This window comes from Desulforamulus putei DSM 12395 (genome assembly GCF_900129195.1).
GTDB lineage: Bacteria > Bacillota > Desulfotomaculia > Desulfotomaculales > Desulfotomaculaceae > Desulfotomaculum > Desulfotomaculum putei.
In genome coordinates, this window is record NZ_FQUY01000011.1 from 21,674 (window position 1) to 42,899 (window position 21,226).

Genomic DNA, 21,226 nt, shown 5'->3' on the forward strand with positions numbered 1-21,226 from the left:
ACATCCCTCCTTTACTTTGCTAGACGTTTGCAGGGGGATGAAGGTTCCAGGTGTTTGCTGATTTTCTCCTTCAACGCCTGTCTGGCCCGGCTTAAACGGGATTTTACAGTTCCCAAAGAACAACCCAGTATCTCTGCAATTTCTTCGTAGGACAGTTCCTGAATCTCCCGCATGACCAGAATGGTCCGGTAATCGTCCGACAGAGTATTGAGGCAATGTTGTATCATTGCCTGAGTTTCACTGCGATCCAGCATTTCTTCCGGACCAGGAGCGGCGCTTCGGATCTCATATGTATTGTTATTCCCGTCAGCTGCAGGTTCATCCAGTGAAACTGTCGGCCTTCTTTGCCTTTTCCGTAATTCATCCCGGCAGACATTGACGGTAATGTGATAAATCCATGTGCTGAAACTGGAGTCGCCCCGGAAATTTGGCAGTGCCTGGTAGATTTTGATAAAAGCTTCCTGGGCCAGGTCTGCTGCATCCGCATGATTTCCCATCAATCTGTAAGCAATGGTATAAACCTTATTTTCATATAATTGGACGAGGTGTTCAAAGGCCTCCCGATCACCTTTTTTGCTGCGCTCCACTAATAACTGATCTTCCAGGGGCAAGGGTCCCCCTCCTTCTCCACCACAAGGTTTGTATGTCTCTTCCAGAATATTAAAGCACTGGCATAATGTTTCCAGTTAGCTCGTCAAATAACCTCAATATATCCTGCAAAAAGATTGTTCTACATCCCCTTCGATAATTCCTTTAGCTAAAAAAAACCATGTATGGCAGCCGCTGCCCCCGCCGGTCACAAATCAGAAAAGCAGATAACTCTTCAATTATATGACTGGTAACTTCAACTTTTTGTAACAAAAAAATATTATTTTTTCAATCATTTTCTACCCAGGGGGAGTAAAAAAACTTTATTTTGCTCTTGAAACTTTGCTTGTATTTTCGTATAATGAACAAGCAGTTACTTTTAAGCCGAAGTGGCGGAACTGGCAGACGCACCGGACTCAAAATCCGGCGGGCCTTAAACCCGTGTGGGTTCGACTCCCACCTTCGGCACCAGTACAAGAAATGCCTCACCGGTCTGGGTGAGGCATTTCTTGTACTGGTGCACGTCTGGTCGGTTTTTTATTTTATGTTATTATGCATTGACCCCATGATCCGAGCTATTATTACTGTACTTTTTAATAAGTTCTTCCAATTCATTAAGAAAATCCTCAATTTTTTCTAATCCAGCCTCCGTGATTCTTGAGAACAGTTCCTCTTTTACCTTCCTTTGCAGTTCTTCATTGTTTTTCATCCCTTTCACCCCCAAGAGTACTTAACATTATCTAGCGTTATATTGTTCCATAATATGGATACAAATGCAGAGAGGTTCCACTTTTTTGCTAAATATGGTAAACATGGTGAACATCCCAAGACGATTCTGTTTTGTGGAAACGCGTATTATGATTTGATTATATCTTCGAAAAAAGAAAAACCTGCAAATGATACAGGTTCGAAAGACGGATCACTGTCCGGGCAAAAACACTAGGCATATTGATCTACATATTTTCCCAAATGAGATTCCGGAACATGGTCCATGGAGTCGGAAATTAACTTATTAATGGCATTGGCGTTTTGCACGGCAATATCTATCACTTTGTCCAGGACCATGATCCCTGCGGCTTCTTTGGTCTTGGCTTGTGATAAAGCCGTAGATACTGCAGCAACGTCCATCATTCTCCCCCCTTGTTTCTGGTTTGGGTAAACCCACAGCCAAGCAACAGGGGCATGGTGATTGTTCTCCCTGCCTGGCAGCCCGGCTGTCATAGCATTGGTTGCATTAGACCCGTGGCTTTGCGTCCTTAGCTTTCGCCAAGTTTGCCTTTTTCAGTGGTTATAGAGTTATTATAAAGCAAATTCTTCTTAATGTGATAATATTTTCCTTTTACGGTGATGGGTAGGGAGAAGGCCCGGCAGAATCCGGATCTTCAGGTTAAACATAATTTCTTCCGATACTGGCCATAGCGGCGCCGATATTGAGCAGTTGATCATAGGTGGCTACAATTTGTTCCAGAGAACTGGTTACCACCTTGATAGCCTTTTCCTGCTCCATGATCATGATACTGTCTTCTCGCAAACGCGCTAAAACACTGGCAATATCCTCAAAGGCCTTGGTGGCCTTTTCGGACTGGAGCTTGCTTTGGGCGGCAATTTTTCTAATCTCTTCAATATCCGAAGAGGCCAGGGGCTGTTGGGGTAAAGCATCGTCTTCCATGGGTAATTGATACTGAGAGACCATTAGCAAGACCTTGTTGGCCAATTCCAGGGTGTCCTTGGCGATGGTGTTGGTTTCCTTAATCAAGGCCTCTAGTTGTTGGTTCCTGCTGTTTATTTTAGATGTGGTGCCCTTGAGGGTAAGGGTCGAAAAATTAATGGATTCCATAGAAAGCATTAATTTATTGCTCATATCCATCAGGCTGTTGGTCAAGGCGGGAACCTGTCTTAACAGGAAGGGCAAGCACATTTCCTTTTCAGCCATCCCCTGCAGGCATGCCACAGCCTTTTCCCAGCAGGTATCATAACCACAGGCGCTGCAGTTAATGAGATCTCTGATGTTATGTTTGCCGGTTTCTTTCAGGGTTTGCCAGACCTGTTCCTCCGTGAAAGTTTTCTTCAAGACCGGCCTGGCTTTGAATGTTCTTGTGAAATCCAACTTCTCCAGTACCGGCTGCATCTCTTCGTTACAAACGGAATGATTACTTTGATTAACGGTTTTCGCCACCTGATGAGACCTTACCACATAGGACTTATCACTGACCACCCCCGGCCCCATGACACAGCCTTCGCAAACCAGCATATCAACAAACCTGGGGGTGAAATCTCCGCTGTCAATGGCCTTTAGGACTTCGATGCAGCGCCGGGCCCCTTCAACCACTACGATGTCCATGCTGGTGATATCCTCAAACATGCCGGCAGTTTTTAAAAGGCCGCCGCTGATGGGGAAGGTACGGGCTATATGCGGCTGCGGGTTGTCCCATGGCTGTTCTGCCAGTTGCCGCCAATCAATCTCTGACCTGTCAAACCAGTGGTTGAGCTGCCTGAAAGTAATCACCGCGTCAACATATCCCTCTGTGTTAGGGTCTGTGGACTCGTACTTTTTAGAAAAACACGGGCCGATAAAAACAACTTTAGAGTCCGGTTGAACGGCTTTCATAACCTTGGCCTGGATTAACATGGGCGAATCGATGGGAGCAAGGTTTTCGATTAGGTTTGGAAAGTGTTTTTCCACCAGTTGAACAACCGCAGGGCAAGCGGTTGAAATCATGGTTTTGACGTTCTGCCCACTGAAATATTTTGCATACTCTCTGGCACAAATTCCAGCGCCGTAGGCCACTTCCTGTACACTGGAAAACCCCAAGCGACGGAGTGCGGCAACCAGTTGACCGCCTTTTAATTGAAAGGAAGCCGGGTAAGACGGCGCAACCATTGCAAGTACCCTGGTTCCCTCGGACAACCACTTTTGAATCATGGGAGTATCGTCCTGAACTATTTTCGCGCCTATTGAACATGCCAGTACACACTGCCCGCATCCCAAACATCCAGCCTCTACAATTTCCGGCAGGCCGTTTTTAATTGAAATGGTCTTAACAGGGCAGGCCCTTACACAGGCATAACACTTGCGGCAATTGTCATGATCAGTGGTTATTAATGCAATAATGATCACCCCCCGGGCATCAAACAAGGAGTTATACAATCAGAATTCGACAATGTGTTAATAACTCCTCTTATAGAATACCGGAACATTCGCTTAAAAAGGATTTTTCCAAACTGTTTAGAAACCAAGATAAATTGAACACAGATCATCTTATGGCTTTATTACACGCAAAATTAATGCCCGGATCCTACAGAAGTCTTCAAAATTAATCTATGAGTCTATTAAAATAAAATGATTGTTTCCGAACGAGACAGATTGCCCTGATATAACGGGGAACCGCCTCTTTTTGAAACAACATGGTATAATAAATTTCTAGCAATGGAAAAGGAGGTCGTCCTTTGGTCCTTTATTTAGATATCGATTTGGACTATTTTGTTTCTCCCATTATAAGGGAATCAGTTACCAACCACCGGCCCGCCGCCGGTGAAACCTTTGAGATAAGGGAACCGGCAGGCCTGTTTACTATTCTAAAACAAAAAGAAGTTTTTTTCGGACACAAGCGTTATCTCTTTACCAACCACATGCAGAGCCATTTACGATGGTGGTTGAATGGAAAGCCTGATAACACTGTCATTCACATTGATGCACACAGTGATTTATACGGACACAGCAGTCCAAGCCTGACCAACCTCAAAATGCTGGGATGCCAGAACTATTTGTGGCATTCCATTCGGGAGGGGCTGATTTCGGACATCTACTGGGTCTTCCCCGATGATGCCGTGGATATTAGCCAGCCGAACTTGCTCCATACCATGTTTGCACCCTCCCAACTGGGAAAGACTTTTTTACAGGATAACATTCTGCACGCGGAACTACTTTGTCTGTTACCGGATGGGCGGAAGAAGACAGTATCTTACCGTTTATTGAAGGCGGAGTCCCTTCCTGTTTTCCGGGAGACCGCAGAGATAATCACCGTGGCTACGTCTCCCGAATTCATTCCCAGACAGGCGGATGGATTGATCGATTCCATCGGGCGACTTCTCGGTATGGATGAAACAGTGGTACAAAATGTTTTAAAACGGCACGCCGACATGAAAACGGTTCGCTGATTTATAGTAAGATTTTGGGGAATGATCAGAGTGCGACAAACCGAACTTAGCAGAAGTTATTCTTAGGAAGCAATAGATAAATAACAATATTTGTAACCAATCCCCGCTGGCAAGCCAAATTGCTTAAAATTTACCCAATATGTGTTGACACTTTGGCTTGTATATTCTATATTTTATATTAAGTGAATAGTTTTCTTCGTTAGGTGAGGCTTCTACATAGACAGATGCCACTGCCCGGAAATGTCGAGAGACTCTAACGGGTTAACAGGTACTACCGGCTTAAGGTTTTACCTAATGTGGCTGGGGCACATGTCCCTAGCTATGTATGTGCTAAAGCTTGTACGAGAGGAGAAGGCCTGAGTGCCCTTTTACGGGTGTTTTTATGACCTTCTGTTTACACGAAGGTTTTTTTATTTTGCCAGTGGGAGGTGGTAAGAATGGATGATCCGTATCCTGGGGATTTACCAAAAATACTATTCTTTCATTCTTACCCATTTGGCCCCCTTTGCCAAATGACAGCGCTCATTGGAGGTGAATGCCGATGATTAAGACCTATCTTTATGACCATACTGAAAAGAAAATGCGTCATGACATCAGTCTGGACAACTTGCACCAGGTACTGGCCCATAAAGAAAACCTGCTGTGGGTGGACCTGTATAACTTCTCCGAGCAGGAATTAAAATATGTGGCCAACGCCTTTGGCTTTCACGAACTGGCAGTGGAGGACTGCATGCACTACAGCCCCCGGGCCAAGTTGGACAAATACGACGATTATCATTTTCTGGTGATCCACGCCATACGCTATAACGAAGAACGGGACGAAGAAATTATGTTGGTGCAGCTCAACATTTTTCTGGGTGAAAACTATGTGGTAACCGTTCATAAAAACACCCTGCCCAGTCTGGGCAGGATGGCAAAAATCTGCCTGACAGACACCAAGGTGTCCAATAAAGGTAAAGACTTTTTTCTTTACTCCATTATCGACGGTTTGGTGGATGAATACTTTCCGGTACTGGACCGAATCGGCGATCGTATTGAAGACCTGGAAGATGAAATTTACGAAAAGCCCAGCCGAGAGACCACCGATGAGTTCCTGGCCCTCAAGAGAACCATTTTAACCATGCGCCGGGCCATCACTCCCCAGCGCAAGATCTTTTACAACATCAGCAGCAGCTCCTTTGCCATCAGTGAGGACAACCAGCCCTACTACCTGGACTTGAAGGACCATCTGGAGCGGATTTCCGACACCATTGACGGTTATAAGGACTTGGTGGACGGCGCCCTGGCCACCTATTCTTCTATTATCAGCGCCCGGACCAACGAGACCATGCGGGTTTTAACGGTGATTTCTACGATCTTCATGCCCTTAACCTTTGTGACCGGTTTTTTTGGTATGAATGTTCCTTTACCGGACCAGGATTCCGTATGGTCCACCGTGAGCATTACCATAGGTTTGATTTTGGTTTCCATGTGGATGATTGTGATTTTTCGCCAAAAGAAATGGATGTAAAGAAAATGCCTCTACCGCTGCGTGGCAGAGGCATTTTCTTTATTTATAAAGTTTTTATCCTCTTTTTCTTTTCCTTTCGGCCCTTTATCGGGTTTGCCGGGTTGAGTCCCGTCGGAAGGATGGGACGGATGTTTCTCCGCCGGCGCTTTATCCAAAGCGCTGTCTTTGATTTGCTGTGTATGCTGCGGCGGGCCTGAAGGGCTATGGCGACGGTCATACCGCCGCTGTTCAGTCTCATCTTCATCTTTTTGTTTCTTGTCCTCTTTACCTTCTTGATTGCCTTGATCCTCTCCATGATCTTGTTTCTTTTGGTTGGTTTGCAGGGGCTTGTTGTTTGGCAGCCGTTGTTGTCTTTGCTCTTTTGTGATTTGTCCCGGCGGCATCTGTTTGAACCGGTGGTTAACTGGTTTTAAGTCCTCTTGACCTTTAAATTTAGCATGGGGCAAAACATGTTGTATTTCAATGCCCTTTTCCTTTTCTAATTGACCAAGTCCCTTGTTCTTTACTTCATCAAGGGAAATTCGGGCCCCTTGCTTGCTGCTGCCCTGGTGAATTAAATAGCGCCCCACGGAAACTCCCTTTTGGCCGGCCAGCTTGTGCTCTTCAACGGTAGCCCTTTCGGTGATCACTTTCACCGGGGTGTTTAAGGCAGTCACAGTATGATTGACTGTAGCCGCCAGTTTTTCTTCATCCACCACGGTTGTATTTTCCCTGGCCGGGGTCACGGTGGCCAGCACCACATTATTGGTATCATTTAAATAGTGATACCGGGCCGCACCTGCCACCAGCAGTTCCACCGCCTGGTAAACTTCCAGTTTCTCAGGCGGCACCTTTTTTAATAATTGCCGGCCGTCTTCATCCAACCCCGTGGCTTTCATCACCGTTCCCTTATTGTCCACCGCCAATTCCAAGCTGGGGTTAATATCCAGAGCCACATAGGCCGCCGCAGAAGCCGGCATCATTTTGGCCCACAGGCCGATGATACAAACCAGGATAAGGACGGAAGCCACTGCCCCCCCCTGAAGCAAGGAGGGAAATTTTAGTTCAATCCCTGTTACCTCCTGCCCAAGGGTACGGTGATTTTTTCTTAACAACACCCGGACAAACCGCCCGTCCGGGGTCATTACCACACCGACAGGCCCTTTGGTTTGAACCAAAATCCCTTTAATCACCACTGCTTCCCTCCTCTCCTTTTGACCAACCGGTTAGTTTTAAATAAGAATACAGGTAAATAAAACGCTCCCTTTGATGCAACAACAGCGCCATGGCAATGATATACCGTCGTCCCTTTTCGATGGTTTTCCGGTGCAGCCCTGAGCTTAAGGCCAATTCTTTAACGGGCAACCGCCTGGTGCGGATTAAATGATCCATTAAATCCGGCTGTTCTGCCACTTGTTTTGCCACTGCCATCAAACTTTCCCGGGAGTCCCTGTGCTTTGGCGAAGCTTCCACCAGTTCACTGAAGCTAATGCCATACAGGGATAGTTCCTTTTGAAAATCAATCACTTCCTCCTGCCGTTCTCTGGCCTCCGCTTCAAACAGATACTTTTCCCAGGCCTGAGTGGTTTCCAATTGAACCGGCACATCATCCGCCGCCTGGTACTCCAGGGGCTGGTGCCTGTGCCGGGCTTCCCGGCGAAAATAATCTGCCAGCCGGCTTTTGATCACCAGACGGGCAAACCCAAGGAAAGGAATGTTCCTTTTTTCTTCAAACCGGTCAATGGCTTCATTAAACGCCATAAGACCAACGCTCAATTCATCGTCCCTGCCCCATTCCAGAGAACGCCCGCAAACCTTGATACAGGCGCTTTGAATAAACGGTTTGGCCTCGGTTAATAGTTGTTCTCTGGCAAGGGTATCGCCCTTTCTGGCCTGATCCAGATACTGTGCCGTATATTGCTCTAATGTCAAAACGTGGTCACTCCCCCTGACCCCGAACTGATCCCCCCCGAACATGATTTGTGTTGTCTGTTATTTATTACGAAGCCGTTATCATATATGGGGGTGTCGGAATAAAAAAACCCCTGCTTTATAAAATTGGCAGGGGACAAGGTCTACTATTATTTTATCTGGGATGGCAATAATGAGCAACCCGAAAATTGTTATCCATTTTTTCCAAATTGTACCTGGGCGGATGATAAAACTCCTTTAAGCTGCCTGGTTAAACCGGCCACGGATTGTAAACTGTCCTCTCCCTGCTCCTCCACCAATCGGACCAGGGCGCTTCCCACCACCACACCGTCACAGTACCGTGCCACCGCTGCTGCTTGATCCGTTGTGGCAATACCAAACCCCGCCACAATGGGCAGGTCCGTAAACTCCCTGACCTGGCCGGCAAGCCGGGCGATCTCGCCGGTGACGTCCTGCCGGGTACCGGTGATGCCTGTTACGGTGACACAGTAAATAAATCCCCGGGCGGCGGCGGTGATCTTGGCCAAACGGTGCCTGTTGCTGGTGGGGGCCGCCAGGGGAATCAACGCCAAACCCACCTTGTCTGCCTCGGTGATCAGGGGACCGGCCTCCTCTACGGGCAAGTCCGGTATAATCAGACCCGCCACCCCGGCCCGGGCGGCATCGGCACAAAAAGCGTTAAGACCGTATTGCAGGATGGGGTTGTAATAGGACATCAAAACCAGCGGGGTTTTTACTTTTTCTCTTACCTCTTCCACCAGCTTTAGAATGCCCGCCGGGTTTGTATGATTCCGGAGAGCCCTGGTGGAAGCCCGCTGGATCACCGGCCCGTCGGCCGACGGATCGGAAAAGGGAACTCCCAGTTCAATGATGTCGGCCCCGGCCCGGTCCATGGCTAAAACCAGCCGGCCGGTGGTTTGCATGTCAGGGTCGCCGGCGGTAATATACGTCACCAGAGCCTTTTCGCTCCGCTTTTTTAACAGGGCAAATTTCTCTGCCAACTGCTGAACTCCGGTCATCCTAAATCCACCCCCATTTCTCTGGCCACGGTATGCACGTCTTTGTCTCCCCGGCCCGATAAACAAACCAGAATGTTCTGGTGGCTTTCCATTTGCGGGGCCAGTTTTACCGCCTCGGACAGGGCATGGGAACTCTCCAGGGCCGGCAGAATGCCCTCGGTGCGGCAAAGCAGGTGAAAGGCCGCCAGAGCCTCCTGGTCGGTGGCAACGGCGTAGTGTACCCTTCCGTTATCCTTTAAATAACTGTGTTCCGGACCTACACCCGGGTAGTCCAACCCGGCCGATATGGAATGAACCGGCGTAACCTGGCCGTACCGATCCTGCACCAGGTAGCTGTAAGACCCGTGCAGCACCCCCGGCCGGCCGGCATTTAAAGGAGCGGCGTGTTTCCCGGATGATAGTCCCAGTCCACCGGCCTCCACCCCCACCAGCTTTACATCGGCATCCTCTAAAAAGGCGTGAAAGATCCCCATGGAGTTGCTTCCGCCGCCCACACAGGCCACCACACAGTGGGGCAGGGCGCCGGTTTGTTCCAGCATTTGCCGCCTAGCTTCCCGTCCTATGACAGCTTGAAAATCCCTTACCATCATGGGATAAGGATGGGGGCCGGCCACCGAACCAATGACATAAAAGGTATCCCGCACATTGGTTACCCAATCCCGCATGGCTTCATTCATGGCGTCCTTCAGAGTGCCGCTGCCGGAACAAACCTCCACCACCTCGGCTCCCAGCAGGCGCATGCGGAACACGTTCAGGGACTGGCGCTCCGTATCTTCTTTTCCCATATACACCACACATTTCATACCCAGCATGGCGGCTACCGTAGCGGTGGCCACCCCGTGCTGGCCGGCCCCGGTTTCCGCTACAATACGTTGTTTACCCATACGGCGGGCCAGCAGCAGTTGACCGATGGTGTTGTTTATCTTATGGGCGCCGGTATGGTTCAGGTCTTCCCGTTTGAGAAAGATGCGGGCTCCCCCGATTTGCCTGCTGAGGGCTGCGGCGAAATAGACCGGGGAGGGGCGTCCCACGTAGTGATGCAAGTAGTACTCTACTTCTCTTTGGAAATCATCGTCTTGCCGGGCTTTCTGGTAGGCCTCTATGAGTTCCTCCAGGGCCGGCATCAGGGTCTCGGGAACAAAGGTCCCCCCGTAGGCCCCAAAATATCCTCTGCTATCCGGCTGCATATGCGGACACCTCCCTGGCACGTTTAATAAAGGCTTTTATAAGCTGCAAATCCTTTTGCCCGTTGACCTCCACCCCGCTGGAAACATCCACCCCGTAGGGGCGCACCAGGGCCACTGCCCGCCCAACGTTGGCCGGGTTCAGTCCCCCGGCCAGGATTAAAGGCGCTTTCAGGGGCAAGTTCTCCAGCAGTCGCCAGTTGAAGGGCTGACCGGTACCACCGGCCACACCTTCTAAGTAAGTATCCACCAGCAGGGCGGCCACAGGGTAGATGCTGGCCTGTTCCAGGGTCTGCCGGTTCCGGGCGGGTACCGCTTTGATGCAGCGCAGGCCCAGTTCCCGGCAGTAGTCCGGGCTTTCCCGGCCGTGCAGCTGCACCAGGTCCAGCCCGCAGTAGTGGGCGATCTGACGCACCTCTGCCGCCGGAGTATCCACAAAGACCCCCACCCGGGCAACCAGCGGGGGGATGGCCTGGCAGATGGCACGGGCCTGCTCGGGGGTCACCTGACGCCTGCCGGGGGCAAAGACCATGCCGATGGCATCTGCCCCGGCCAGAGCTGCGGTTTCAGCAATCCGGGGATCCCGGACGCCGCAAATTTTTATGCGGACGGTATTAACTTGCAATGCAGCCACCTCCCCCTGCCAATTCCCTTACTTTGCACCCAATGTCCCGGGCGGTCACCAGGGCCTCTCCCACCAAAGCGGCATGAACTCCCAGGCTGTTAAGGAACTGTATATGCTCCCGGTTGTGAATACCGCTTTCACTGACAACCGTAATACCTGGCCCGTTGATCAATCCCATCAGAGTACCGGTAGTGACCAGGTCGGTATCAAAGGTATGCAGGTTGCGGTTGTTGATACCGATGATTTCGGCCCCTGCTTGCAGTACTCTCATTAGTTCTTCCTGTGTATGCACCTCCACCAGAGCCTGCAGACCCAGGTCTTCAGCCAATGCCAGCAATTGGGTCAGTTCCTCATCGGAAAGGACGGCGGCAATCAGTAAAACGGCATCGGCACCGGCCAGCCTGCTCTGGTAAAGCTGCAACGGGTCCATGATAAAGTCTTTGCGCAGCAGGGGAAGCTCGGTTTCCTGACGCACCTCCTCCAGGTAGGCCAGGTGCCCGCGAAAAAACGGGGCATCGGTGAGGACAGAGATGGCGGCAGCCCCGTTTTCACTGTAAATGCGGGCCAACCGGCGGTGATCAAAGTCAGGGCAAAGAATCCCTTTGGAAGGAGAAGCTTTCTTAATCTCCGCTATCAGGCTTACGCTGCCGGGCAAACCGATGGCTTTCTTAAAATCCCTGGCCGGCGGTAACTTGGTGATTTGCCGTGCCATGTCTCTCAGATCGGAGGTCCTTTTTAATTTCTCAACTTCTTGCTTCTTGCTTTCGATGATCCTTTGTAAAATCAAAGCGCCGCCGTCCTTTCCCTGACCAGAGTCTGCGAAAACTCCACCAGCTGTTTTAACTTCTTCCGGGCGCTGCCCGAGTCGATGACATCCTGAGCCAGCCTGACGCCGGTGGCAATGTCCCGGGCCATCCCCCCTGCCACCAGGCCTAGGGCTGCGTTTATGACCACCACATCCCTCTGGGGTCCGGGAGCGCCGTCTAAGATATTTTGGATCATTCTGGCGTTCTTCTTGGCATCCCCACCGGCCAGGGCCGCGATGGGAGCCCGTGCAAGTCCAAAATCAAGGGGATCCAGGGAGATCTGTTTAACCTCGTTCCCCCTTACCTCATAGACCAGGGCCTCCCCGGCCAGGGACACTTCGTCCAGGCCGCCGCAGCCGTGGATCACAAAGGACCTCCCGGTGCCCAAATTGGCCAGAACCCGGGCCATGACCGGGGCGAGATCGGCACAGTAGACTCCCAGTACCTGGTTCCGGGCAAAGGCGGGATTGGTCAGGGGACCCAGGACATTAAAAACAGTCCGAATGCCGATTTCTTTTCTGGGACCTGCGGCATACTTCATGGCCCCGTGCAGCAACGGCGCATAGAGAAAGGTAATTCCCACCTTATCAAGACACAATCCCGCTTCTTCCGGGGTCAGGTTTACGGCCACACCCAAGTGCTCCAGCACATCGGCGCTGCCGCACTTGCTGGAAACCGATCGGTTGCCGTGTTTGGCCACCGGCAAACCGGCCCCGGCCAGTACCAGCGCACAGGCAGTGGAAATGTTAAAGGTGTTGGCGCCGTCCCCGCCTGTGCCGCAGGTATCCACCAGGCCGGTTCGCGAGGTTTTAACCGGGGTCACCTTTTCCCGCATGGTGCGGGCAAAACCGGTAATTTCCGCCGCCGTTTCTCCCTTCAGGTGCAGGGCTGTCAGCAAACAGGCAATTTGCGCCGGGGTGGCCCGGCCTTCCATGATTTCCTTCATGGTATCCCGGGCTTCCGCCTCGGACAGGTCTTCTCCCGTCACCACTTTCTTAATGGCTTCAGTGATCACTCTTCTCTCCTCCTTCTCAACTCAACTCATTTATGAACACTGCTGAAGAAAATTTCTCAGCAGGGCTTTCCCCTGGGTGGTGGCAATGGACTCGGGGTGAAACTGAACTCCCTCCACCGGGTAATGTAGATGACGGATTCCCATCACCTCCCCTTCCGGCGTTTTGGCAGTTACTTTAAGGCAGGAGGGCAATGTCTCTTCCTCCACCGCCAGCGAATGGTAGCGGGTGGCTGTAAAGGACCGGGGAAGATCCTTGTAAAGCCCGCAGCCATCGTGCAGGATGATGGACGTCTTGCCGTGCATCAGGCGACCGGCCGCAATGATCTTACCTCCCAGGGCCTGGGCAATGGTTTGATGTCCCAGGCAAACGCCCAGAATGGGTATTTTATCATGCAGCTGCCGCACGGCTTCCAGGCAGATGCCGGCCTGTTCCGGTCTGCCAGGCCCCGGCGAGAGAATCAAACCGGTCACACCCTCAGCCAACAATTCTGCCGGTGTAATGGCATCATTGCGATAAACCCTGACTTCCTGCCCCAGCTCCCTGACCAACTGAACAAGGTTATAGGTAAAGGAATCATAATTATCGATCACGGCCAGCACGGGAGCTCCCCCCTTCCTTTTCTGATACTGCCAGGACAGCCGCTGCCATGGCCCTGGCCTTGTGCAGGGATTCTTCGTATTCCCTGGCGGGGTCGGAATCTGCCACAATCCCCGCCCCTGCCTGCAAGTAAGCTCTCCCGCCGTGCAGCACGGCGGTGCGAATGGTGATGGCGGTATCCATATTGCCGGCAAAATCAAGATAACCCACCGCTCCGGCATAAAGCCCCCGGCGTAAGGGCTCCAATTCTTCAATGATTTCCATGGCCCTTATTTTGGGCGCCCCGGAGACCGTACCCGCAGGGAAGCAGGCAGCCAGCACGTCCAGGTTGGTTTTACCTACCTCCAGTGTTCCCGTTACCTCCGAAACCAGGTGCATGACATGGGAGTAACGTTCCACCTTCATAAAATACGGCACTGCAACGGTTCCCGGGATACAGACCCTGCCCAGATCATTGCGCCCCAGGTCCACCAGCATCAGGTGTTCCGCCCTTTCCTTTTCGTCCTCCAGCAACTCCGCCGCCAGTTTGACATCCTCGGCGGCATCCTTGCCCCGGGGTCTGGTGCCGGCAATGGGGCGGGTAAACACCCTTTCCCCTTCCACCCGTACCAGCATTTCCGGGGAAGCCCCCACCACCGCCAGGTCTCCGAAATTTAAGTAAAAGAGATAGGGTGAAGGATTAATGGACCGCAGCCTGCGGTAGAGATCAAAGGGGGCGCCGGCAAAGGGAAGGCTGAACCTCTGGGATAACACCACCTGAAAAATGTCCCCGGCACGGATATATTCTAATGCCCGGCTGACAGCAGCTTCAAACTGGTTGCGGCTTAAAGAGGAATGCTCTTTTAAATACTGGTTTAACAGGTCTTTGGGATAGGGTACGGAGCCGCTCAGAGGGTAAATTACCGGGGTGCCTTGAGGCGAAAAAATTTGTTCCGCCACCTGCTCAATCTTTTTTACAGCCTCCCGGTAGGTCTCTGCCGGGTGGCCGGACAAAGGAAGATTGGCCACCACCAACAGTGTGCGGCGGACATGGTCAAAGGCCAGCACCATTCCCGGAAACATCAACTGGCAAAGGGGCAGACCCAGGTCATCCTGTTTAAATTCAGGTAGACGTTCCAGGAAACGCACCAGGTCGTAGCCAAAAAACCCCACGCCGCCGGAGGTAAAGCGGGGCATATCCGGCAGTACAGGGGTTTGGAACCTGCTCAACAGGCCCCCCAGCGCCTTTAGCGGACTACCATGCAGCTTGGCCCGGCCCGCAGTTCCCCAGTATTCCCCCTGGTTACGAAAACGAAAGTTTAGAAAACAATCCATTCCTATAAATGAGTACCGTGCCAGTGTCGTCCCACCTTCTACGCTTTCCAACAGGAAGCTGGGTCCCCGGGGAGACAACTTATGATAGATGGACACGGGAGTTTCGGTATCCGCCAGGTATTCACGGCAGACCGGAATGAGGTTATATTCCTCCGATAATGAGCAATATTCTTCAAGGGAGGGGTAGTACAAGAAAAATCACCTCCTACTTTTTTATAAAATCCACTTGCCGTACCCCTTGGCGCCGGGCAGATGCCTTCTCTCTGGAAATAAAAACAAAAAAACCGGCAGCTCGAAAGGGAGCACCGGTTTCTAAACAGACCTATCCCGCTCACTTTTCTCAGCTCCTCTCAACTCTGCTCTGCTATTTAACTAAGATCAACTCAACTAATCTATGCTAACTACCAATTAGACTAACACAAAAGAAGTGTCCCAGTCAATGATTATTTGACAGAAAATGAAAACTTGTTGTTAAAGAAGGAATTATGGTGATGGCTGCATAAACTATCATATAAAATCAGATTGAACATCAGAAAGGTGGCTATTTACGTTGTCAGGCAAGAATTTATCGGTAAAGCTCTTTGAACCTTACCCCGTCGGCGATCTGGTGGTCTATATAACCGGCCCGGACCGGGGGTCTGTGGTGGAAGCGGACTGTCGTTGGGAGTTAACCACCACCCTGAACAGTTGCGACTGCTGTACCTTCCGCTGGCGCTCCCGCCGCGATCCCTCTTTTAAATGCCGTCATATTTTAGCATTGCGGCAGGTTTTAGGTCTGGAATAGGAAAGAACTCTCCTGGCAACCAGGGGAGTATTGGTTTTATTCCATCAGAGCATTACTAAAATGCAGTCGGCCCGCCAATTGTTTAATGACAGCTTCCCCCAGTATACGGTAGCCTTGATGAGTCGGATGTCCCCCGTCCAGCAGGTACCTGGGATCCCCCTGGCCTGAATTCCCATCCAGCAGGGGAGTGTGGAAATCCAGGGTCAGCAGACCCCTTTCCCCGGCATACTGCCTGATCCATTGTCGGATTTGCTCCAACCTGGTGAAATACCGCCGGGCCTCTTCTTGGGTCCCCTCATAACACTGCAGCATTTGCCGGATATTGAGGGGTGAGGGTAAGACAAGGATGGGGCAGATGCCGTTAGCAAAGGCCCGGTTAACAACAGCAATGATATTTTCTTGTACTTCCGCCAGAGATATACCCATCCACCCGTCGTTATGGCCGCCGGCAAAGATGACATAGGCGGGTTCCTCAGCTGCCACATCCCGCTCAAAGCGGGCCAGCATTTGTCCGGTGGTTTCACCGCTGATACCGCGGTTGATAAAAGGATAACCGGTGGCCGCCGCCACGACGGTTACCCAGGAACATGGGGGACCGTCCGGATAGCCGTAGGTAATGCTGTCCCCTAGGCAGACAATTTTCTGCCTGACGGCCACCCTCCGAAAGGCCTCAACCCCTTTCTCATCGGGCAAAGCAAAGGTTACTTCCTCAATGTCTGAACCCAGGGACAAATATCTCCTTACTTCCGAAACCATCAACCTGGCGGCGGCCTCCGGGGATATTTGCTCCGCCCTTGCGTTTATCACCGGTATCAACAGGGATTTTAACCCCCTGGCCTCCGCAACCCTGCAGGTCTCCCCCGTAACAATGCGGATTCTATGCTCACAGGACGCTTCCGGAGGTCCAAAATCCTCAGCGTGCATCACTTGTTCGCCCTTTCGTTCCTGCAGTCCCAGCAGGGATGTATCCAACTGAACGACATTGATCATGGGGAACTCCCTCCTTAACAACGAGATAATCAAATGCAATGCATCTTCTATAGCAATATGCAGGAACATTCGGCAAATGAACTCTGTTTCCTTCAGGCGTTATGCGGAATACCAAAAGTAAAAACGGCAAGGCTGGCATCATTGCAGGTATTTTAAAAAACTGCCATAATGCAAGCCTGACCCTTGTTTCATGAAACCTTATTCCTATGATAAAAAGGAATCCTGTGGCGAAAAATGTAGATGAGCAAGATGAGACCCCCTGCCACCCAGAACCATTTCAACCAGGGGGTGTCCATGAGGCGGTGCCAGTTTCTGCCCAGCAGGGCCCCGGCGCCTAAAAAGGTGGTTACCCAGAGCAGGGCATGGATCATGTCATACAACAGGAAGCGAACCAGGGATATGCCGCTGATGCCTGCCACGTAGGGAGTGATGTTGCCAACGGTGGGGATGAACCGCCCCCCGATAATGAATCCCGGGGCGGATTTTTGCAGCCATTGCCGGGCATGGTCAAACCGTTGCGGCGTCAATTGCAGGAACCTGCCCCACCTTTTGATAAAGGGCTCCCCCACGTGACGCCCGATTAAAAAAGCGGTGGTTGACCCCAATATGTACCCCAGCAGGGACACCAGCCAGGCCAGGATCATGTTGATTTTTCCCTGTTTGGACAGGAAACCGGCCAGGGCCACCAGAACGCTGCCCGGAAAGGGTACCCCCAGGGCCTCCAGGTATACTCCCGCCAACAACCCGGGCAGCCCCAGGCTGCTCAGTATTTTTAAGATCTTGTCAAACAATAGCCTCCCTCCCCGGCTTATTATAGCCGGGCAGGGCGTTAACTATTTAAAAAAGCGCTAACTGCAAATCATTTCCAATAACCCAAAAACCACCTGTAAGAGTCCCCTTACAGGTGGTTTCCATTTTCTAAGCCAAAGGCCAAAGGCCAATTAAAGCACCCTGGCCACGCCGCCGTAGACCAGTCCCCGCTGGCCGTCTACGGTGATAATCTCCCCGTCGGGCAGAATATCGGTGGCGTTATCAACACCCACAATCACCGGGATGCCAAACTCCAGTCCTACAATGGCGGCATGGGAGGTCAGTCCGCCCTCTTCGGTGATGACGGCCGCTGATTTTTCCATGGCGGGTACAAAATCCCGGTCGGTGGCCATGGTGACCAGGATATCGCCGGGCTGCACCTTTTCCATTGCATCCTGCGCTGTCCGGCAAATCCGTACTTTACCGGTGGCAGCCCGCTGGCCGATGCCTGTACCCTTGGCCAACAGCGTGCCCACGGTATGGACCTTCATCATGTTGGTGGTGCCGTGTACGCCCACCGGCACACCGGCGGTGATGACCACCAGGTCGCCGGCGGACACCAGGCCGGAGGCCAGCGCTGCTTCCACCGAGCTGGCAATCATTTCGTCCGTTCCCCTCACATCGCCGATCAACAGGGGCTCCACACCCCAGACCAGGGCCAGTTTTCTCAGGACACCGGCCCTCGGGGTTACGGCAATTACAGGGACTTTGGGACGATACTTGGCAATCATCCTGGCAGTATGGCCGCTGGCAGTGGCGGTAATGATGGCGGTAACACCCAGTTCCTTGGCAATGGTGCACACGGCATGGCTGATCCCGTCGGTGACCGTCCTTTGGATGGCGGCGCCCCGGGTTACCAGCAGGTCATCAAAATCCACAGCCAGTTCCGCCCGCCGGGCAATCCGGGCCATGGTTTCCACCGCCTGTACCGGGTACTTGCCGGCAGCGGTCTCGCCGGAGAGCATAATGGCGTCGGTGCCGTCAAAGATGGCGTTGGCCACATCACTGGCCTCGGCACGGGTTGGTCTGGGGTTTTGGGTCATGGATTCCAGCATCTGGGTAGCAGTGATGACCGGTTTACCGGCCAGGTTACACATTTCAATCATGGTCTTCTGTAAAACAGGGACCTCTTCGGCCGGGATTTCCACGCCCAGGTCACCCCTAGCCACCATAATCCCGTCGGCAACATTGATGATTTCCGCCAAGTTGTCCACGCCCTGGCGGCTTTCAATCTTGGCGATAATGTCAACGTCTGCGCCGTATTGCTCCACAATTTGACGGATGGCAATGACATCGGAGGGCTTTCGGATAAAGGAAGCAGCGATAAAATCCACGCCCTGCTCCAAACCGAAACGGATATCCGCGATATCCTTATCGGTGATGGACGGCAAATTAACATTCACGCCGGGCAGGTTGACACCCTTCTGGTTGGAAAGCTGCCCGCCGTTAATGACCCGGCAGTGAACATCCTGGCCCTCAACGGCTTCCACTTCCATCTCGATTAAACCGTCCGCTATGGCCACCTTGCTGCCCGGCCGCACATCCTTGGGTAAATCCATGTAGGTGACCGAAACGATGGTATTGTCCCCCAGCACCTCCCGGGTTGTCAGGGTAAAGCGTTGTCCCGGCCCCAATGTAACAGGCGGATTGGCAAATTTTTTTAAACGAATCTCCGGACCCTTAGTATCCAGCATAATGGCAATATTCTTGCCCACTTCAGCGGCTGCCTGGCGTATGGCAGCAATTCTCCTGCCGTGGTCTTCATGGGTGCCGTGGGAAAAATTCAGTCTTGCTACATTCATACCGGCCAGCATCATTTTTTTTAAAGTCTCCACATTCTCACTGGCCGGACCTATGGTACAGACAATTTTAGTGCGTCTCATGTTTGATCCCCCTTGTTCCACAGGACGTTTAAATGGAAAGTATCCTCGCCAGATCGTACATCTCTTTATTAATGGGGCTTGGCTTACCCAGTACTTCCGTTAAGTCTGTGGCCACAATTTCACCGGCCCGAATGCCGACCATTTTATTGGTCTCGCCGGCCATCAACAGTTCCACCGCCTTGGCGCCCAATCTGGCCGCCAAAATACGGTCAAAGGCCGTGGGACTCCCCCCCCGCTGCAAATGGCCCAGGATGGTAACCTTGGTGTCAAAGCCCGTCAGCTCTTTTATTTTTTTCCCGATCTCAAGACCGCTGGCGGCCCCTTCGGCCACCAAAATGACCGAGTGGAGTTTCCCCCTCTTGATACCGTTTAATAATTTTTTACAGATGTCTTCCACATTAAAGGGTATCTCCGGAATTAAAATGGATTCCGCACCACCGGCCAGGCCGGCTGCCAGGGCAATGTTGCCTGAGTTACGGCCCATCACCTCAATGACAAAGGTACGCTCGTGGGATGTAGCTGTATCACGGATTTTGTTGATGGCATCCACCACATTGTTGACCGCGGTATCAAAACCTATGGTATAATCGGTCCCGGCAATATCGTTATCAATGGTCCCGGGCACGCAGATGACAGGAATGCCGTGTTCCTGATAAAAAATGCTGGCGCCGGTAAAGGAACCGTCCCCGCCGATAACAACCAGGCCCTGAATACCGAACCGCTCCACGTTTTCCATGGCCATGGCCCGGCCTTCCCTGGTCATAAAACGCTCTGACCTGGCCGTATGTAAGATGGTGCCGCCCCGGCCGATGATATCTGCCACCGAAGAAAGATTCATGGGTCCCATGTCCGCGTCTATAAAACCGCTGTAACCACGCCGTATGCCAATCACTTCCAGACCGTGGTAAATGGCTTTACGGACCACAGCACGAATACAAGAGTTCATTCCCGAGGCATCTCCGCCGCTGGTTAAAACGCCTATCCTTTGCATTTTATCGAGCCTCCCTAACGAACCTGATGATATACCTATAGCCTGCCGCAGGGCAGCAGGCTTATCCTTGTTAAAAATTATTATTTTTATCCAGTTTGTCCCATGGCCCGGAACTTGGCATATCTGGCCTCAACCAGTTCCTCTGTGGATTGCTCCAAGAGCTCTTTAAGATGACGCTCAAGGGCTTCATCCATGAGGTGGTAGGTGGCCGTCAGGTCGCTGTGAGCCCCACCCAACGGTTCCGGAACAATTTCATCAATCACGCCCAGCCTGAGCAGGTCCTGGGCGGTAAGATTCAAGGCCTCAGCCGCCTCCTTTGCTTTGCTGCCATCTTTCCACAGGATGCTGGCCGCAGCCTCAGGAGAACTGACTGAGAAAATGGCATGCTCCTGCATGAGAATTCTGTTGGCCACCCCCAGGGCCAGCGCTCCGCCGCTGCCGCCCTCCCCGATGACTGCCGCAATGACAGGTGTTTTCAGGGCGGACATGACCATCAGGTTCCTGGCAATGGCTTCTCCCTGGCCCCTTTCCTCCGCTCCCATGCCGCAATAAGCGCCGGCCGTATCGATAAAGCAGATTACCGGACGGCCAAATTTCTCCGCCTGTTTCATTAATCGCAGCGCCTTGCGAAACCCTTCGGGGTGGGCCATACCAAAGTTCCGTTGGACATTTTCTTTGGTGTCATGACCCTTCAGGTGTCCCATCACCGTCACAGGAATTCCTTTATAACGGGCGATGCCGCCTATAACCGCCGGGTCGTCACCATAAAGACGGTCCCCGTGCAGTTCCAGGAAATCCGTAAACAGGGCTTTAATATAGTCCAGGGTATTGGGCCGTGCGGCATGTCTGGCAATCTGCACCTTCTGCCAGGGAGTGAGATTGTGGAAAATATTCTCTTTCATGTCCCGGGATTTTTTCTCCAACATGGCAATTTCATCGGAGAAGTCAATCCCCTTTTCTTTGGTAAATCGTTTTAATTCTTCTATTTTGGCCTCAAGCTCCAGCAAGGGCCTCTCGAAATCAAGCGCCATACCGGCCTC

21 protein-coding genes, 1 tRNA gene and 2 riboswitches are annotated in these 21,226 nt (G+C 51.9%); of the genes, 4 read left to right on the forward strand and 18 right to left on the reverse strand.

Annotation, left to right across the window (positions count from 1 at the left end):
- Positions 1–11 precede the first annotated feature (11 nt).
- Entirely contained in the window at positions 12–611 is a 600-nt protein-coding gene (locus BUB67_RS08600; protein WP_073238773.1) for an RNA polymerase sigma factor, read from the reverse strand.
- Between the two features lie 360 nt (positions 612–971).
- On the opposite strand from BUB67_RS08600, the gene BUB67_RS08605 reads away from it, so the two are divergent.
- Positions 972–1,059 (forward strand) — tRNA-Leu (locus BUB67_RS08605).
- A gap of 79 nt (positions 1,060–1,138) precedes the next feature.
- On the opposite strand, the gene BUB67_RS16410 is transcribed toward BUB67_RS08605, so the two are convergent.
- From BUB67_RS16410 to BUB67_RS08615, 3 genes are all read right to left on the reverse strand, one after another.
- Entirely contained in the window at positions 1,139–1,297 is a 159-nt protein-coding gene (locus tag BUB67_RS16410; RefSeq protein ID WP_159431824.1) for a hypothetical protein, read from the reverse strand.
- Positions 1,298–1,527: 230 nt separating this feature from the next.
- Positions 1,528–1,716, reverse strand: coding sequence for a putative motility protein (locus BUB67_RS08610; RefSeq protein ID WP_073238776.1), 189 nt, complete (start codon positions 1,714–1,716; stop codon positions 1,528–1,530).
- 73 nt (positions 1,717–1,789) lie between these two features.
- A riboswitch (cyclic di-GMP riboswitch) is annotated at positions 1,790–1,875 on the reverse strand.
- A gap of 100 nt (positions 1,876–1,975) precedes the next feature.
- The gene (locus BUB67_RS08615; RefSeq protein WP_238456997.1) at positions 1,976–3,706 is read right to left on the reverse strand and encodes a [Fe-Fe] hydrogenase large subunit C-terminal domain-containing protein; all 1,731 of its coding nucleotides are present in this window, start codon (positions 3,704–3,706) and stop codon (positions 1,976–1,978) included.
- Between the two features lie 329 nt (positions 3,707–4,035).
- On the opposite strand from BUB67_RS08615, the gene BUB67_RS08620 reads away from it, so the two are divergent.
- Together BUB67_RS08620 and corA are read left to right on the forward strand one after the other, a co-directional pair.
- The gene (locus BUB67_RS08620) at positions 4,036–4,746 is read left to right on the forward strand and encodes a hypothetical protein (RefSeq protein ID WP_073238779.1); all 711 of its coding nucleotides are present in this window, start codon (positions 4,036–4,038) and stop codon (positions 4,744–4,746) included.
- A gap of 188 nt (positions 4,747–4,934) precedes the next feature.
- Positions 4,935–5,103, forward strand: a riboswitch (M-box (ykoK) riboswitch).
- Between the two features lie 184 nt (positions 5,104–5,287).
- Positions 5,288–6,256, forward strand: coding sequence for a magnesium/cobalt transporter CorA (gene corA, locus BUB67_RS08625; RefSeq protein WP_073238782.1), 969 nt, complete (start codon positions 5,288–5,290; stop codon positions 6,254–6,256).
- An 11-nt stretch (positions 6,257–6,267) separates the two neighbouring features.
- Here corA and BUB67_RS08630 read toward each other — a convergent pair whose 3' ends face one another.
- The 9 genes from BUB67_RS08630 to trpE all read right to left on the reverse strand — a co-directional run bounded on the left by BUB67_RS08630 (position 6,268) and on the right by trpE (position 14,920).
- Entirely contained in the window at positions 6,268–7,428 is a 1,161-nt protein-coding gene (locus BUB67_RS08630; RefSeq protein WP_143157029.1) for an anti-sigma factor domain-containing protein, read from the reverse strand.
- Positions 7,421–8,167, reverse strand: coding sequence for an RNA polymerase sigma-I factor (gene sigI, locus BUB67_RS08635; protein ID WP_073238788.1), 747 nt, complete (start codon positions 8,165–8,167; stop codon positions 7,421–7,423). Before sigI ends, BUB67_RS08630 begins: the two co-directional genes overlap by 8 nt.
- Positions 8,168–8,358: 191 nt before the next feature.
- On the reverse strand, positions 8,359–9,186 hold the full coding sequence (gene trpA, locus BUB67_RS08640) for a tryptophan synthase subunit alpha (protein ID WP_073238791.1): 828 nt from the start codon (positions 9,184–9,186) through the stop codon (positions 8,359–8,361).
- A complete protein-coding gene (gene trpB / locus BUB67_RS08645; protein WP_073238794.1) occupies positions 9,183–10,373 on the reverse strand; it encodes a tryptophan synthase subunit beta in 1,191 nt (396 codons plus the stop codon). The genes trpA and trpB overlap by 4 nt, the downstream gene beginning before the upstream one ends.
- The gene (locus tag BUB67_RS08650; RefSeq protein WP_073238797.1) at positions 10,360–10,995 is read right to left on the reverse strand and encodes a phosphoribosylanthranilate isomerase; all 636 of its coding nucleotides are present in this window, start codon (positions 10,993–10,995) and stop codon (positions 10,360–10,362) included. The genes trpB and BUB67_RS08650 overlap by 14 nt, the downstream gene beginning before the upstream one ends.
- On the reverse strand, positions 10,985–11,782 hold the full coding sequence (gene trpC / locus BUB67_RS08655) for an indole-3-glycerol phosphate synthase TrpC (RefSeq protein WP_073238800.1): 798 nt from the start codon (positions 11,780–11,782) through the stop codon (positions 10,985–10,987). The genes BUB67_RS08650 and trpC overlap by 11 nt, the downstream gene beginning before the upstream one ends.
- Positions 11,779–12,816, reverse strand: a complete 1,038-nt coding sequence (gene trpD, locus BUB67_RS08660) for an anthranilate phosphoribosyltransferase (RefSeq protein WP_073238803.1) — start codon at positions 12,814–12,816, stop codon at positions 11,779–11,781. The genes trpC and trpD overlap by 4 nt, the downstream gene beginning before the upstream one ends.
- A 30-nt stretch (positions 12,817–12,846) precedes the next feature.
- Positions 12,847–13,416 (reverse strand): anthranilate synthase component II, encoded by a 570-nt coding sequence (locus BUB67_RS08665; RefSeq protein WP_073238807.1) that lies wholly within the window; start codon positions 13,414–13,416, stop codon positions 12,847–12,849.
- Positions 13,397–14,920, reverse strand: coding sequence for an anthranilate synthase component I (gene trpE / locus BUB67_RS08670; protein WP_073238810.1), 1,524 nt, complete (start codon positions 14,918–14,920; stop codon positions 13,397–13,399). The genes BUB67_RS08665 and trpE overlap by 20 nt, the downstream gene beginning before the upstream one ends.
- Positions 14,921–15,278: 358 nt before the next feature.
- Between trpE and BUB67_RS08675 the strand changes: the two genes are divergently transcribed.
- Complete coding sequence (locus tag BUB67_RS08675) at positions 15,279–15,512, forward strand: hypothetical protein (RefSeq protein WP_073238813.1); 234 nt, start codon at positions 15,279–15,281, stop codon at positions 15,510–15,512.
- A gap of 36 nt (positions 15,513–15,548) precedes the next feature.
- On the opposite strand, the gene BUB67_RS08680 is transcribed toward BUB67_RS08675, so the two are convergent.
- From BUB67_RS08680 to BUB67_RS08700, 5 genes are all read right to left on the reverse strand, one after another.
- Complete coding sequence (locus BUB67_RS08680; RefSeq protein WP_073238816.1) at positions 15,549–16,502, reverse strand: SGNH/GDSL hydrolase family protein; 954 nt, start codon at positions 16,500–16,502, stop codon at positions 15,549–15,551.
- 188 nt (positions 16,503–16,690) lie between these two features.
- A complete protein-coding gene (locus BUB67_RS08685) occupies positions 16,691–17,293 on the reverse strand; it encodes a DedA family protein (RefSeq protein WP_073238818.1) in 603 nt (200 codons plus the stop codon).
- Positions 17,294–17,443: 150 nt separating this feature from the next.
- Entirely contained in the window at positions 17,444–19,195 is a 1,752-nt protein-coding gene (pyk, locus tag BUB67_RS08690) for a pyruvate kinase (protein WP_073238821.1), read from the reverse strand.
- Between the two features lie 28 nt (positions 19,196–19,223).
- Entirely contained in the window at positions 19,224–20,186 is a 963-nt protein-coding gene (pfkA, locus tag BUB67_RS08695) for a 6-phosphofructokinase (RefSeq protein WP_073238824.1), read from the reverse strand.
- An 86-nt stretch (positions 20,187–20,272) separates the two neighbouring features.
- Complete coding sequence (locus BUB67_RS08700) at positions 20,273–21,217, reverse strand: acetyl-CoA carboxylase carboxyltransferase subunit alpha (protein WP_073238827.1); 945 nt, start codon at positions 21,215–21,217, stop codon at positions 20,273–20,275.
- Positions 21,218–21,226: the final 9 nt, after the last annotated feature.

Excerpts from the sequence above, each read along its gene's own strand:
- BUB67_RS16410 (WP_159431824.1), bottom strand. The coding sequence starts at position 1,297 with ATGAAAAACAATGAAGAACTGCAAAGGAAGGTAAAAGAGGAACTGTTC.
- BUB67_RS08610 (WP_073238776.1), bottom strand. The coding sequence starts at position 1,716 with ATGGACGTTGCTGCAGTATCTACGGCTTTATCACAAGCCAAGACCAAA.
- corA (WP_073238782.1), top strand. The coding sequence starts at position 5,288 with ATGATTAAGACCTATCTTTATGACCATACTGAAAAGAAAATGCGTCAT.
- trpA (WP_073238791.1), bottom strand. The coding sequence starts at position 9,186 with ATGACCGGAGTTCAGCAGTTGGCAGAGAAATTTGCCCTGTTAAAAAAG.
- trpB (WP_073238794.1), bottom strand. The coding sequence starts at position 10,373 with ATGCAGCCGGATAGCAGAGGATATTTTGGGGCCTACGGGGGGACCTTT.
- BUB67_RS08680 (WP_073238816.1), bottom strand. The coding sequence starts at position 16,502 with ATGATCAATGTCGTTCAGTTGGATACATCCCTGCTGGGACTGCAGGAA.
- pyk (WP_073238821.1), bottom strand. The coding sequence starts at position 19,195 with ATGAGACGCACTAAAATTGTCTGTACCATAGGTCCGGCCAGTGAGAAT.
- pfkA (WP_073238824.1), bottom strand. The coding sequence starts at position 20,186 with ATGCAAAGGATAGGCGTTTTAACCAGCGGCGGAGATGCCTCGGGAATG.
- BUB67_RS08700 (WP_073238827.1), bottom strand. The coding sequence starts at position 21,217 with ATGGCGCTTGATTTCGAGAGGCCCTTGCTGGAGCTTGAGGCCAAAATA.